Source organism: Pseudomonas neustonica (genome assembly GCF_003797945.1).
In the GTDB taxonomy this organism is placed as follows: Bacteria; Pseudomonadota; Gammaproteobacteria; order Pseudomonadales; family Pseudomonadaceae; genus Halopseudomonas; species Halopseudomonas neustonica.
In genome coordinates, this window is record NZ_RKKU01000011.1 from 108828 (window position 1) to 121866 (window position 13039).

The following is a 13039-nucleotide window of genomic DNA, read 5'->3' on the forward strand; positions in this document are numbered from 1 at the left end:
CTCTCATTCAATCTGTGAGTGCTGTGAATGAAGAACACTGCGAGGCCAGTGATTGGCATTGTCGGTTTTGGAACTGTGGGCAAAGCGCTGCAAGCTGCATTTGACTTGCGCTGCGATGTCAGAATATGTGACCCGCAGTTAGGGACTCAGTCATCGAGCATAGAGGCACTGGTCTCGAGCTGCCGAATTATCTTTTTGGCGGTACCCACTCCCGCGAAAATAGATGGAAATGCTGATCTGACAGCTTTTCACGAGGTAATAGATGGCCTCCAGCGGGCATCGGGCAAGAGTCCTGGTTGTTACCCCGTCATTTGCGTAAAGTCTGCAGTCCCTCCTGATGCAGTGGCACAAGCGTTTGCTCAGTACCCTACGTTGCGGCTAGTAGTCAGTCCTGAGTTTCTGCGTGAAGCTAGCCCAATTGAAGATATGCTCTCGATGCGCTCGTTGGTACTTGGCGGTAATGAGAGAGACTGCCATGTTGTGGCTGAGCTTTTCCACGACCACAGTAATATCACTGGCGAGATGCGCACATTGATCCTCCCAGACGCCGTGAGTGCTGCGTTCTTGAAGTATCAAGAAAACGCTTTCTTGGCTATGAAGGTTAGCTTTATGAACGAGATGTTCGATATCTTCCAGCGCAGCGGTAGCCAGTGTACTTGGGATCAGCTTCAGCGCGCATTTCATCAGGACCATGAGCGGATGGGGACGACTCACTGGCAGGTTCCAGGGCCGGATGGGCTTAGAGGCTGGGGAGGGCGCTGCTTACCTAAGGATGTTGCTGCCCTGCAGAGCTACGCAGAGCAGCTTGGCGTGGACACGCCTCTTCTGCGCACCGCCTGGACCCGCAATCTCCGAGACCGAACGGCAGAACAGAGTACCTCAAACGAGTACTTTCCCACCCTTGATAGCGCCGTCGAAGCATGATGCTTGCCGGCGCTTTCCCTCCGCTAATTGCACTGGTTGCGACTAAGCCCCGCTTTGAGTACTTGTTTGGTAGATCATTACCCAGCATTTCCTCTCAGGAACGTAAGCCGGATGTGTTGATTGTGGTTTCCGATGAGAGGCCACTAACTGAGAGTGAGCAAGATCAGCTACGGGGGTGTGTTGAGGGAGTCCCTGTGCATTTTTTGAATAACAAGGGGACACATGGTGCCGCCGGCAGCTGGAACACGGGCATCGAGCTAATTCGGGCTAGTTGGCCGGCTGCCTATATTGCGATACTTGACGACGATGATGCTTGGGACACCGACCACCTGCAGCTGTGCTGTGACTGTGCAATGGCGAACGACATGCCAAGTGTTATCGTCTCTGGTTTGCGGCTGTGTAAAGAAGGTATAGAGGTTCCTACCACGCCACCAGTCGCGTTAACCGCAGACGACTTTCTCGCTGGCAATCCGGGGTGGCAGGGCTCCAACACGTTCATATCCCTCCGAACGTTGGTCGGCGCAGGGGCCTTCACAGAGGGGTTGGCAAGTTGTAATGACCGTGACCTGGCTGTACGAGTGCTGTCCTTACCGAGCGTGTCTTTCGGGTTTACTGGTAAGCACACCGCTACTTGGTATCTTGGTACCGCGGCCGACCAGCTTTCCAGAAAAGGCGGGGCTGAGAAGCTTCGAGGGCTCGCCATGTTTTATCAGCTTCACGGACGACGGATGACACCTGCAATAAGGAAGCAGTTCTTTGAGCGCGCAAACGCCTATTTCGGATTCGACGAAAGCCAAATCACTGGTACCCACACTGCCGGCTAGCAACTACCAACGCACAGCTCCAAAGCAACTCTCAGTCGGACTATCATCACGGAACATATCGTGTTCCAAGGCTGTATCTCAGGTTGCTCGTGATGCTCAAGTCATCATCGCGATTGCGTTGCACAATCAGCGCGATCATTTGCCCGCCGCACTGGAGTCAGCCATGCGGCAAACGCTTTTTCAATCTGGTGAGGCGTGTGTTGTCATCCTTGATGATCAGTCGACAGATGATTGGAAGGAGGCGTGCAGGATCACGCTGGAGCACCCGGGTGTGGTCGTTTTACATGGCAATTGCGGTACTGCAGCCAGGGCAAGAAATGCCTTACTGGACTATGTTGATGATCACTTGCCCCGCGCCGAGTGGGTTGCCCGTCTGGATGCCGATGATGTGCTAGCTGCTGAGGATTCGTTAGAAACTTTAGTCGCAGAAGGCAACGCCAGCGGGGCGCAATATGTGATCGGCAGCAACTACCTTCGTATGGGCCAAAGTACTCTCTCGAGGATCAACGTCGCGGACAAAGCTTTGCTGCTCAACCGCACTCGACTGCTCGCGTTCATACAGGCATTTTGTCTTGGTGATCAGGAGCAAGAGCTTCCTTCATGCAACCTGATATTGCGAACTCAATCGAGCATTCGTTATCCGGATATTCGTAGCGCAGAAGACCATTGGTTAGTGGCATCGTTGCTTGTTTTTAAGCCGGAGAAGGGGGCCGTTGTTGGAACGCCGATCTATTGCTATTACTCGCTCTCGGGGCAGGTAACGAGCGAGAATCGGATCAAGCAGGAATGGGCTCGCCAGCGTTTCCGACTGGCACGTGCAGTGGAGCGCTGGGTTGCGATACTGGACGAGGGGTTGCCTGTTTTGGGGTTTGGTTTGGAGGGCGTTGTAACGCTGGAAAACAGCCAGGTAGTCAAACGCTTTTACCCGTGGGGCATGACTTGGGCCGAGGCTACCAAGCTGGCCGAACGTTTGCGCAGCGCTCCATCCACCATTGCACCTCACCTCTCGTGGGAGGGTTCTGCTGGTGGAGCTATCCGATGCCGTTATGATTGGAAAGACTATCGCGAGCTGCCCGAATTCCTGCCAGAAGATCGGGTGTTTGCTTTTCTTGCTGACTGCTTCAATGCCGGATTGGTTGTGTCGAACGTCAGTAGGGCCAACCTGCGTTTGACCCATGCAGGTCGCTTGGTAAACATCGATATCGGTTCGGATATCGTGCCGTTCTCTGTTCCGCGATTTGTTGACTCGGCTGCCAGGCTCTACGCGATAGGTGTGCTGGGTTACCGCGATCAGGAGCTGGTGAGGCGAGAGTCAACCATCCCTCAGCATCAAAGCCTTAAAGGACTGCCTGGATTTGAAAGCTTCTTTGGCCGCCTGGTATGCGCGCTTCACGACGTTGAATCGCCTAAGGATGAACCTGAAGCATTCTATCTTGATAGCGAGACCACACTGCTCATCAAAGCCTGCGCACAAGATGCGGATGTGCTGCGCCCTCAAGTCGAGCACATTGTGAGTCAGCTCGGTTATCCATCGAGGTTCAGACGAATCTGCTTGGCGGTTGATACCTTTGAAGGCCCCTTTTTGCGCGAATATAGCAGCGGAAGCCTGAAGGATGTTTTGGCGATCGCGGAGCGTCTGAAAGCTGAAGGTGTGATTGATGCGGTTCTTATCTCGCCGAACACAGAGAGTATTATCCGTGATGTCTACTCACGCTGGTTCGCAAACGAAACTGTTCTAGATACTCATACTAGCGGCCGCGCGCCGCTTTATCCGCAGCTATGGGCATTTGAGCAAATCGACACGCAATTTGTGTTGCAATGTGACAGTGATGTGCTGATTGGTAGGTGTGACGTAAGGCATGACTATTTGGTGGATATGAAACATGCTTGCAGTGATCCCGGTGTGCTTTCAGTGGGCTTCAACATCCCTCAGAGTAAGTCGGGCTTTAACCCTTACAGTTCACCCGCTGGTGGTCACGTTCCAGAGGTGCGCTTCTGCCTCCTTGATCTGAAGAAACTCTTCAAACAACTGCCGATACCCAATCCCAGCGCTGCCGGTAAATTTGAACTGACCTGGCACAGGGCGGTAGAGCGACTTCAGCCTAAGGCTGGATTAGCCAGCCTAAGAGGTGGTGATAGCCGATCTTTTTATATTCATCCGCGGAACGAGGATAAGGCCTGTATCAACTTGCCTCTGTTGCGAGACCTGATAGGGCAAGGGTTGGTACCCGATGGCCAAAAGAACCATTTCGACCTGGTGCCCGACGCGCATTGGCGCTATCCGGTACGTGCTGAGAGTGTCGTTTTTCTGTTGAAGGGCAGGGATACTCCGGTAGAAAAACTGAAGCGCTGTTTGGACTCTCTGCGAAAGCAGCGCTCTCAAGCTTTCGGCATCATCCTGATTGAGGATGGAGGAAGCGTAGCTTGGCAGGCCAGGATTCCCTCGCTACTGCGCGATTTGCTTGCGAGAACTACCCTTATTCGGCGAGAGCAGCGCCAAGGCTACATGCCGAATTTTATTGAAGCTATTGAACGTATTTGCACTAACCCTGAGTCACTGATTGTCGTCCTTGACCAGGATGATGCGCTGATGTCGTCGAGAGTGGTTGAGCGGCTTCATGAAGAAGTCGCAGCTGGTGCAGATTTGATCAACGGAACGATGTTCCGGCCATCCAAACCTGCGCAGCTCTACACACCTGTTTACGATAGTGCGCGCCGGCATGGTGGCGGGAACGTTTGGGCGCATATGCGTGCATTCAGAAAGTCGTTGTTCGATAGGGTGCCCAAAAGCTACTTTCGGGATCGGGACGGAGAATGGATCGACATGGTTTCGGACTACGCGACCATGCTGCCAATGAGCGAGTTGGCGGAGCGGCCGGTTCACATCGACGATATCTATTGCTACTACCACGATCGAGAGGACTACTCTTCTTCACGCAAAGAAGAGGCGTTCAGGGTCTTATCAGATATTTTTACAATGCCTTCGTTGCAGGGTGAACCATAAACCTCCTTCAGCAAACTACAAACTGGCTAGGTACTGCTGGCTCCATATCAGGCGCTTGAGTATCAGGTCGACGGCAGTCGAGGCCTCATTGTCATATAGCCACCATTGCTTGGTATGTTGCGTGTTTCTGGGCAGAAAAAAACTGACTTCCAAGTCCTCAAGAGTGGCTGGGGTTAGCGAGGCTAGCCACGAGTTGTTAGAGGCGCCAGCGAGCAATTGAAGCTCTCGACGAAGGGATTCACAAGGCTGCTGCTCGTTGAATATGTTCAGAAGCCTTTGCAGCGGGTTAGCTTGTTCTGTTCCGCCATCCGGGCCTGGGTAATGAAAACTAGGCCATGTGATGAGATCAGGAGAGTGTCTGCCAATCTTCATGGCTAGTCTTCGCTCACCTAGCCAGTTATGAAACACACATGCCAACGGTTTTCTTCTACCCATTTCGGAAGGACGTGCAAGCGACGGTACCAGGGGCGCGCGATCTACACGCACAGCATGCGCGATCTCAGAAAAACAGAGAATGGCAGTAAGACCAGCGGACGGCGGGCAACCAAGGCGCTGGGCTAGCTCCTCGCTGATGCCTCTAAGCATGTGCTGTAGCTGGAGCAGAGCGCTGCTGCTAAAGCAGTGCGCACTCACTACTAGCGGCCCGTTATTGGGCTGCTCAGCGACGCGAGCGTTTCGGATGAAGACCTGGTTACCCTTGGGTTCCGTTAGCTTTGCTAGGTTGAATGTAACGTCGAGAGTGGGAGTGCTCCCAATGCTTTTTTCGCCGGGGCCATTGCCGGTGATTTGCACAAGTGGGATACGCTTACAATCGAATGCCTCTATCACGATCTTGGTTAACCAAAAGAGTATGGGGGCTGCCTTGGTCGACTGCCCGTGCTGAATAAATTACCGGAGCGGTTCATTGTGTCTAGCGTGAACACCACCGCGTGATTGGTCGGTTCGTAATACTCCGTGCAAGAGCATGCATTGATCAGCCGCTGCGCGCCTCGCTGATATAACCCGTACCCCTCATGGATATGCCCAAACACATGGACCTGCAATGGCAGGTCTCGGGTGCGGCGAAGCAGGCACTCGCATCCGACATTTACTCGAAGGGTGTCGTCAATTGCCATATCTCCAGACAGGTGGGGTGGCCCGTGAGTGACAAGTACATCGGTGTCATCCGGGATGAGGGACCAGCGTTCTTCAAGTGCCCAGCCTCGATCCAGCATGAATGCACCGCTGTGAAAGCGGGGAGTCCAGGGGGAGCCCCAGAATTTGACGCCTTCGATCTCGACACCGTTGTCCTGCAGGTAGTGAGTTGTTGGCAGGAGTTTCGGGATCAGTTCCGGGTGATTTTGTAACGCGAGGTCGTGATTGCCTGCGACAAGGATCTTGTGTTTGTGAGGCTGACTCTCAAACCACTCCGCAAACGATTCGAGAGATCTAACACTGCCGTTGCCGAGGCAGTCTCCAGCGTGAATCAAGACATCACCTTCCGGTAATACAGGAAGCTCTGCGTGAAGGCCGTGGGTGTCGGAAATGCAGACGCAGGTAAGGCTTTTGTGCTCGAGTGTGTGCTTCATACAACTACCTTTTACCATATGAATAACAACTGGCCTTGACCCGATCGTTGCGGTGACCCGGTCGCAGGCTATCTGCTTTGGTTAGGTGCTGAAAGCTCGGCTTCAAAGCGGCTGACGAAGTCGAGCAGACTTATGTTCAGCACCTCGCATATATCGCGTAGCTGAATCAGATCGATTCGACGGAAGCCTCTCTCCATGTCGCTCACGAACGACTGTGGACGTTCCAACGCTTGCGCGAACTGCCCTTGAGTCAATCCTGACTCCACCCGGTACTGGCGCAGTAGCCTGAGCAGTACCACGTATTCGTCGCGGTGAATCGAACTAACCATGTGATTTGCGCCCGGTGACTTGACAGGCCGCCACTGTAAATCTATCTTCCGTCTTTACGGATATCCGATAAACAGATATTTGGATTTAACGAGATTAAACGGGAGGTGTCAATGTGTGCCGGTAGCGAACCAACTTTCAGAGAACTCGTGGCAAATATCGTCGACTGGAGGGCGAGAGTCATACCGCCGGAGGACCGGAGTAATTATGCGGCAGCAGTAGTCGCACAGGTTTTCGGGCTCGAACAACAGGAGGAGTTTGATGATGGAAGTGGCGGACGAAATTTCTCAGCTAACGAACTGCTAGATCATGCCGCTGAGTGGTTCGAGCGATCTAGAGGCGCTGAAGGTTTCGTGTTGACCAAGCTGTTCTTGGTTATGAGCGAACAAGAGAGCTGTCGAGAAAACTTCTATATCAATTTCGGATTCTTGTGCGATCGGATGGTGAATGAAGCGCAGTTCCCGCGCCGACGGCTGCAGCAAGAAGACGTGCGCAGCTTGACCAAAGCGCTCCAGTGCGAACTGCGCAGGCGCCAGTGTCCAGCCGCCCAGTAATAAAGGCGGTAACCCAGCTGCCTGAAACCTTGAACCAGGTGCTACCGGCCTGGGTGACGAGTACTGCGCAGACTAGATGCGCATGAGGAGATTTGAGATTGGATCCAATTCAACGAATAGGGGACGTTCTGTATGGTCTTGGCGAAGCCATGCAAGGCACATCGATGACAGACGAAGAAGCGCTTGCCTACGCCCTTAATGCCTTTGCGGATTCAACATTCTGCCTGGTGCGGGACTGGATATGGCTAGACCTAGACATCCCCGACAGGCTCCAAGGGGAATTGCAGCTGGCGGGCGTTAAGCCGGTGGTTATGTTCGCCCATAACATCGTCTACGACTCAGCGCGGCGCTGGGGAGAGAGTGGAGCTTTTGTGCGAAGCACGGCGCTCCGCTCCTTTTCTGAGGGGTTCGTGTTTCAGACCAGAAACACCAATTATCTGCTGCTCGGCGACGGCGTCCGCAAGCGAACAGATCTTAAAACCCTTGGGTTGTTGATATGACCAAGTCAGCCCGGGCTTTCCTTTCCAAAATCAGACCGCTTGGAGCGTTCAGGCGCAGCGAAGGGACGTCAGCGTGGATATAGATAGCGACTCGAAGAGAAAGCTGCTTCAGGCGCTAAGGCTTTGGTTTGGGCTGCCTGTAACTGGTTATATTTTAGATGCCCGCATCGTTGCCCGCTCTGCCTTTGGTGCTGTGTTTTGCCACGAAAGGGCGGACAAGTATGGGCGCTTTGCCAACGGACATCGCATCATAACGTCAGACGTGATGAGCGCAGAGCAACACTATGGCTTCTGGGCGTTGCATACCAAAACCGGCAGCCTGTATGTAGTGGTGACGTTTGACGCCAATGGAGGCAGAGAGTCCCTCGATAGTTTCTTTTCGCTCAACTTGGCGGCGTCGCATTTTACGCCGGCTCAGCTGCATTAATGAATTAGATAGCCATCAGGCGGAGTGCTGAGAGTGGGCTGAGAAACCGTGTGCATCCTCTTACTAAGGTAGGGAGCGCGGCGTGTAGTGGCTCACTACTCAGGCGATTTTCCCGTTGAGAACAGGCAGGTAACGGCCAAAAGTTGCCCGTCGCTTCCGCCTGTTGAATGGCTAGGAATTACGGGCAATTCAGTTTTTTCTGAGCGGACATAGGCTCATCAATTGAAGACGAAGCCCAACATGGCATAGAGCGGCTGTGACGCAACAGAAGCGACACGAGTTTGATCCATCACAGATCTCAGTGTTTCAGCGCGACAGGTTCTGTCGCTATCACCAGGTAATGTCCTCTGCAAGCGCCTCGCAAAGGAGACTCGGCGTATGAGAACAGCTCTGACCCAATGCTGCCGCCATTGTGAATGGCAGCAGACGATGGTGCCCCACGATGGGGATAGCACCACCACAAAAGAGTGCTTCGATCACTGCCCTTGGTGCCGCTCGTTAGACCTTCTTGAGCGTCGAGCAACCCGCCTAGAGGCCCTAGCGGCTAGTTTCGCTCGTTCGGGCTACGCAGCTTATCGCTGAAGTGGCAATTTGCCACGTAATGGGTTAGATTCGCCATATAAGTGGCGCCAACAAAGCATACCCATTTCGATACGACAGGGAAGTAACGATGTCCGAAGCTAAGGACACGCTCTTGAGACTTATCGCGCTGCTGCGCCTTATCCCAAGAGCACCGGGCCGCATTGCGACCACAACCGTGCTAGAGAAACTCAAGGATGACGGTTTCTCAATAAGCCTGCGCACAGTGCAACGCGACCTTGACCGACTGTCGATCCCATCTGCACTACAGCGTGACGAGAGCTCCCCACCATTTCGCTGGTGCCTTTCGGAAAATGCGCCTATCGATTTGTCGGCCATGGACACTCCCACGGCACTGGCACTGTACCTCGCGGAAAGCCCCCTAAAGACACTACTGCCACAGAGCGTTCTGGATCAGCTCGGCCCCCAGTTCCGGATGGCCCGCGATTACCTAGACAACTTAGAGAACAATGGCCTGGCGCACTGGGCTCGCAGGGTTCGAGCCCACCCAAATGGCAAGTCCTTGCAACCTGCACAGATCGCCTCGCAGGTCTGGGAGCAAACCTCCACCGCCCTGCTTGAACAAAAACAACTGCAGATCAACTACTTGAGCCGCAGCAAAACAGAGCTCAAGCGGCTGTTGATCCACCCCGCAGGACTGGTCTCGCGCCACGCCATCAGTTACCTGATCGGCAGCGTCGATGGCTATGACGACCTGCGCCAATTCGCCCTGCATCGCATCCACCAGGCCGAGTGCCTGGAAGCAGCGGCCCGCGCCCACGACGACTTCCAGATCGACAACTATATCCGCCAAGATCTCAACACCACCGCCCCCATTGAGCAGGTAGAACTAGTCGCCAATGTATCACCGCAGGTCGCCTGGTTGCTAAACGAGACACCGCTCAGCCAGCAACAAAGCCCGACGCCGATCAGCGACAGCCCGTGGCAGCGGCTGCACGCCCAGGTACTGCTAGACCAGGAGACGCTGTGGTGGAACTTCGGCCTGAACGAGAACATTCGCATCCACGCACCGTTCGTGTGGGTGGATGAAATTTCCCAGCGGGTCGCCCGCATGAACACATTCTACGCAACACCCATGCACAGCCAGGTGCCGCCAAGCGCACCGTATCCCGCCGCCACCCACTCGCCCCTCTAAACGCCAAGGACACCGACATGGCAATGCACAAGGACGACCTGATCATCGACATCGACGACCAGGTGGAAGTACTCCTTCAGCAGATCAACAGCGCGCCCAATCAAAGGCAGCAGCGTGATTTCGTCGAAAGCTTCCAGAACATGCTGATCGACCAGGTGCTCGGCCCGTTTGGCCTGAGCCGAGCACTGTTCGATGACCGCGACGGCGGCGCGATTACCTCGATGCACAACTTCGAGAAGGGCGTGGTCGCTAACGATAGCGACGGTGCGCGCCATGCACAGTGGACCAGGGCCAACGACAGCAACTTCGAGCGCACGGACTACGATGCCCAGCTCGACAAGCGCTTCCCCGACATGAAAAGCCCGGATGGCAAGTATCATGACGGCTACCGCAAGCCGGGTACCGAGCTACCCGAAGGGCCACGCACCGCGGCGCGCGACCACTTAGTACCCGCCAGCGAAGTGGAGCGTTCCTCCCGCGGGCATCTGGCACAGACCCGCGAAGAGCGGGTGCAAACCGCTACGCAGGATCAGAACGTGGTCCTCACCAGCTTTAGCATGAACTCCTCCAAGGGCGACGAGGATCTGCTGGTATGGGCGCAGAGGCCCAACAGCAAGGATCCAAGCAAGACTAATGCCGAGACCTACGACCTTGATGATAGGGTCCTCAAGGAAAAGCACAGAGAAGCGAAGGCCGCCGTCGAGGGCGCGCAGAAGAAAGCGGTGCTGATGAAGCAGGGTGGCGAGCTGCTGGTCGAAGGCGGCAAGGCCGCCGGCTACCTGGCTCTGCGTCAGGCCCTGGGGATGATCCTCAAGGACGTGGTGCAGGGGCTGATCGACGACGTGCGCTATCTGGTACGCGAAGGCTTCAATGGCGCTCGCTCGCTGCTAGAAATGGTCCAAGACCGCCTGCAGGCGACCTTCAGGAGTCTGCGCGAGAAATGGGCCGAGTACCTCAAGGAAGGCGCTAGCGCCGGCCTCAGCGGCTTCTTCTCGACGTTGATCACCCTGGTGATCAACTCCTTCATCACCACCGCCAAGAACATAGTCACCCTCATTCGCGAGGCAGTGCTGGCGCTGGCGCGCTCGATCAAGGTCATAGTGGCGCCACCGGCGGACATGACCAAAGGCGAGATCGCCTTCGAGGTGCTGCGCCTGCTGTCGGCGGCCCTCGCCACCTGCGTGGGCCTGGCGCTGGAAGAAACCATCAAAAAAGCGCTAGAGAGCATCGCCCTGCTCGCCCCGGTCGCCGGCGAGCTTGCCCCCATCATAGCGGGCATCATAACCGGCAGCCTGACCCTGTTCACCGTGCTGGCATTCGATCGGATCAAGGACGCCATCGCCTTTCGCAACAAGCAGTTAGCCGACGTCCATCGGGGCCAGAGTATCGGCCTGCTGAAGATCAAGCAGACCGTGCTGATGCTCGACTCGGCGAACAAGAACATGACGATGACCGCGCAGACGCTGCGCATCCAGTTCGAGGAGAGCTGGATCGGGGTACAGGAAAGCCGCGAGGAAACGCAAAGAAGCATTGCCTCTTACCAGAGTTCGGTAAGGGCGTTGGATAATCTACTGGAGCAATTTTGATGAGCGCCCAACCACTCGTACTGGCCAACAACAAAACACCGGCCAACGTCGCCACCGATTTCCTCTGCGTCATCAAGGATATCGAGGCCTGCATCGAGAATAGCAACAGCCAAGCCGCAGCCATTGAAAACCGAGGGCTGTTCAAGAGCGCCTTCTCAAGCTCGCGCAAGGATCTGGTGGACATTTCCCGTTCGCAGAACAAGATCAATGAAATGATGCTCGGGCTGATTCAGGAAGTGATCACCCTCAATGCGATGAGCTATTCGTTCCTCGCCGCGGTCATCGGCGAACTCGAAGACCGCTGCCGCAACGGCTGGAAAGACAGCGACGGGCAGTTGCAGGAGCTGTCCGACACCGGGCGCCAGTTCGCCGACCGGGCCAACGACATCTTCGTGAAGATTCTCGACGGCTCCAAGTCCACCCAGAACAAGATCGAGGTGAACCAGCAGAAAATCGCCGAGCTGCGCGACAAGCTGCAGCTCAAGGCGCAGATGGTGCTAAAGCACAACGCCGAGATCGACAGCATCAAGAACACACTGTCGAACAAGGCGGTGCTGATGCAGAAGAGCCAGCAGGACATCAGCAGCATCCAATCCCTGCTCGAGGTCAAGGCAGAGCGCTTGAGCCTCCTGGATCAGGCACTGGAGGAGAAGAAGCAGACGCTGGAGCAGCACGACCAGGCCATCCATGCGCTGATCGAAGAACTGCAGGAAAACAACCGCCTCGACATGGCTCGCGAGCAAGTCGTTCAAGATATGCAGGTGCAAATGGCCGCGCTGAGCCAGCGTGCAAACCACCACAAGATATTCATGAGCGGCCTAGCCATTGGCTGCGCCGCGTTGGCGACTATCACCACACTGGACCTGCTGAACCTACTGTAATCCACGTCCCCCCCGAGGAGCCTTAAGCGGCTCCTCGCCTCGTGCTGCAGACCGACCTGCCCGATCACGCGATATCACAGTCGTGCGTCGCTTCTCTCACCGTCTATAAGTTCCTGCCCTATACCCTGGCGCTTAACAACGACAGTTTTTCGAGGGAGTACTAGGGCTATCGCAGTGCGATTGAGGTTGGACTCCGCCAGGCTGATGTGTCGCCGGCAGAGGAGCGATAATTGCGCGGTAGGCTCATCAAGCTGGAATCCCAGTATCACCTCGTACTGAATCCCAAGCCGACTCTGCAACGCGCAAATGCGCTGGCGTCCGCAGTATGGCGGCTAGCTCTTACATTCGCTCGCCGCTGACCTACCAGACCCGCTTGAGTGGCTCTCGGCTCATTACGAGTTGGAGAGTTGCTCTAGCGGGCAACTCTCGACAGGCTGCTGCAACCCCAAAACACCGCCCCCCGACACCTTCGACACCTGCGATGCGTTGACGTAGAAAATCGGGTTTTCATCTTGGCTGAGCATTACGCCGCAGGCGCCGATCAAAAGCAGATAACCTTCGACGACATCATAGGCTGCCCCAGTAGTGGTCTACTAATCCCGGACACCGAAATGGGTGGTAAATTTACCGCCATAGCTGAGGTGTTCCATGACAAGACAACGTCGTACGTTTTCAACTGAGTTCAAGCACGATGCCGCGTTGCTGGTTC

General features: G+C 55.3%; 11 protein-coding genes. 9 read left to right on the plus strand and 2 right to left on the minus strand.

What is annotated here, in order from left to right; all coding sequences use genetic code 11:
* Positions 1 to 27 precede the first annotated feature (27 nt).
* From EF096_RS20940 to EF096_RS10680, 3 genes are all read left to right on the plus strand, one after another.
* On the plus strand, positions 28 to 924 hold the full coding sequence (locus EF096_RS20940) for a hypothetical protein (RefSeq protein WP_123889612.1): 897 nt from the start codon (positions 28 to 30) through the stop codon (positions 922 to 924).
* Positions 924 to 1748 carry a glycosyltransferase gene (locus EF096_RS10675; protein ID WP_235869714.1) on the plus strand — a complete coding sequence of 275 codons (825 nt, stop codon included), beginning with the start codon at positions 924 to 926 and terminating at the stop codon, positions 1746 to 1748. The genes EF096_RS20940 and EF096_RS10675 overlap by 1 nt, the downstream gene beginning before the upstream one ends.
* A 118-nt stretch (positions 1749 to 1866) precedes the next feature.
* The gene (locus tag EF096_RS10680) at positions 1867 to 4752 is read left to right on the plus strand and encodes a glycosyltransferase family 2 protein (protein ID WP_256671256.1); all 2886 of its coding nucleotides are present in this window, start codon (positions 1867 to 1869) and stop codon (positions 4750 to 4752) included.
* 836 nt (positions 4753 to 5588) lie between these two features.
* Here EF096_RS10680 and EF096_RS10685 read toward each other — a convergent pair.
* On the minus strand, positions 5589 to 6320 hold the full coding sequence (locus EF096_RS10685; RefSeq protein ID WP_123889615.1) for a metallophosphatase domain-containing protein: 732 nt from the start codon (positions 6318 to 6320) through the stop codon (positions 5589 to 5591).
* 68 nt (positions 6321 to 6388) lie between these two features.
* Complete coding sequence (locus EF096_RS10690; protein ID WP_123889616.1) at positions 6389 to 6649, minus strand: helix-turn-helix domain-containing protein; 261 nt, start codon at positions 6647 to 6649, stop codon at positions 6389 to 6391.
* Between the two features lie 111 nt (positions 6650 to 6760).
* Between EF096_RS10690 and EF096_RS10695 the strand changes: the two genes are divergently transcribed.
* The 6 genes from EF096_RS10695 (at position 6761) to EF096_RS10720 (ending at position 12330) form a co-directional block, all read left to right on the plus strand.
* Entirely contained in the window at positions 6761 to 7201 is a 441-nt protein-coding gene (locus EF096_RS10695; RefSeq protein WP_123889617.1) for a hypothetical protein, read from the plus strand.
* Positions 7202 to 7299: 98 nt separating this feature from the next.
* Positions 7300 to 7701, plus strand: coding sequence for a DUF6957 family protein (locus tag EF096_RS10700; RefSeq protein ID WP_235869711.1), 402 nt, complete (start codon positions 7300 to 7302; stop codon positions 7699 to 7701).
* A gap of 73 nt (positions 7702 to 7774) precedes the next feature.
* Positions 7775 to 8128, plus strand: coding sequence for a hypothetical protein (locus tag EF096_RS10705; protein WP_123889618.1), 354 nt, complete (start codon positions 7775 to 7777; stop codon positions 8126 to 8128).
* 670 nt (positions 8129 to 8798) lie between these two features.
* Entirely contained in the window at positions 8799 to 9863 is a 1065-nt protein-coding gene (locus tag EF096_RS10710; protein ID WP_123889619.1) for a helix-turn-helix transcriptional regulator, read from the plus strand.
* A gap of 17 nt (positions 9864 to 9880) precedes the next feature.
* Entirely contained in the window at positions 9881 to 11449 is a 1569-nt protein-coding gene (locus tag EF096_RS10715) for a hypothetical protein (protein WP_123889620.1), read from the plus strand.
* On the plus strand, positions 11449 to 12330 hold the full coding sequence (locus EF096_RS10720) for a hypothetical protein (protein ID WP_123889621.1): 882 nt from the start codon (positions 11449 to 11451) through the stop codon (positions 12328 to 12330). Before EF096_RS10715 ends, EF096_RS10720 begins: the two co-directional genes overlap by 1 nt.
* Positions 12331 to 13039 lie beyond the last annotated feature (709 nt).

Excerpts from the sequence above, each read along its gene's own strand:
- EF096_RS10695 (WP_123889617.1), top strand. The coding sequence starts at position 6,761 with ATGTGTGCCGGTAGCGAACCAACTTTCAGAGAACTCGTGGCAAATATC.
- EF096_RS10715 (WP_123889620.1), top strand. The coding sequence starts at position 9,881 with ATGGCAATGCACAAGGACGACCTGATCATCGACATCGACGACCAGGTG.
- EF096_RS10720 (WP_123889621.1), top strand. The coding sequence starts at position 11,449 with ATGAGCGCCCAACCACTCGTACTGGCCAACAACAAAACACCGGCCAAC.
- EF096_RS20940 (WP_123889612.1), top strand. The coding sequence starts at position 28 with ATGAAGAACACTGCGAGGCCAGTGATTGGCATTGTCGGTTTTGGAACT.
- EF096_RS10685 (WP_123889615.1), bottom strand. The coding sequence starts at position 6,320 with ATGAAGCACACACTCGAGCACAAAAGCCTTACCTGCGTCTGCATTTCC.
- EF096_RS10675 (WP_235869714.1), top strand. The coding sequence starts at position 924 with ATGCTTGCCGGCGCTTTCCCTCCGCTAATTGCACTGGTTGCGACTAAG.
- EF096_RS10690 (WP_123889616.1), bottom strand. The coding sequence starts at position 6,649 with ATGGTTAGTTCGATTCACCGCGACGAATACGTGGTACTGCTCAGGCTA.
- EF096_RS10710 (WP_123889619.1), top strand. The coding sequence starts at position 8,799 with ATGTCCGAAGCTAAGGACACGCTCTTGAGACTTATCGCGCTGCTGCGC.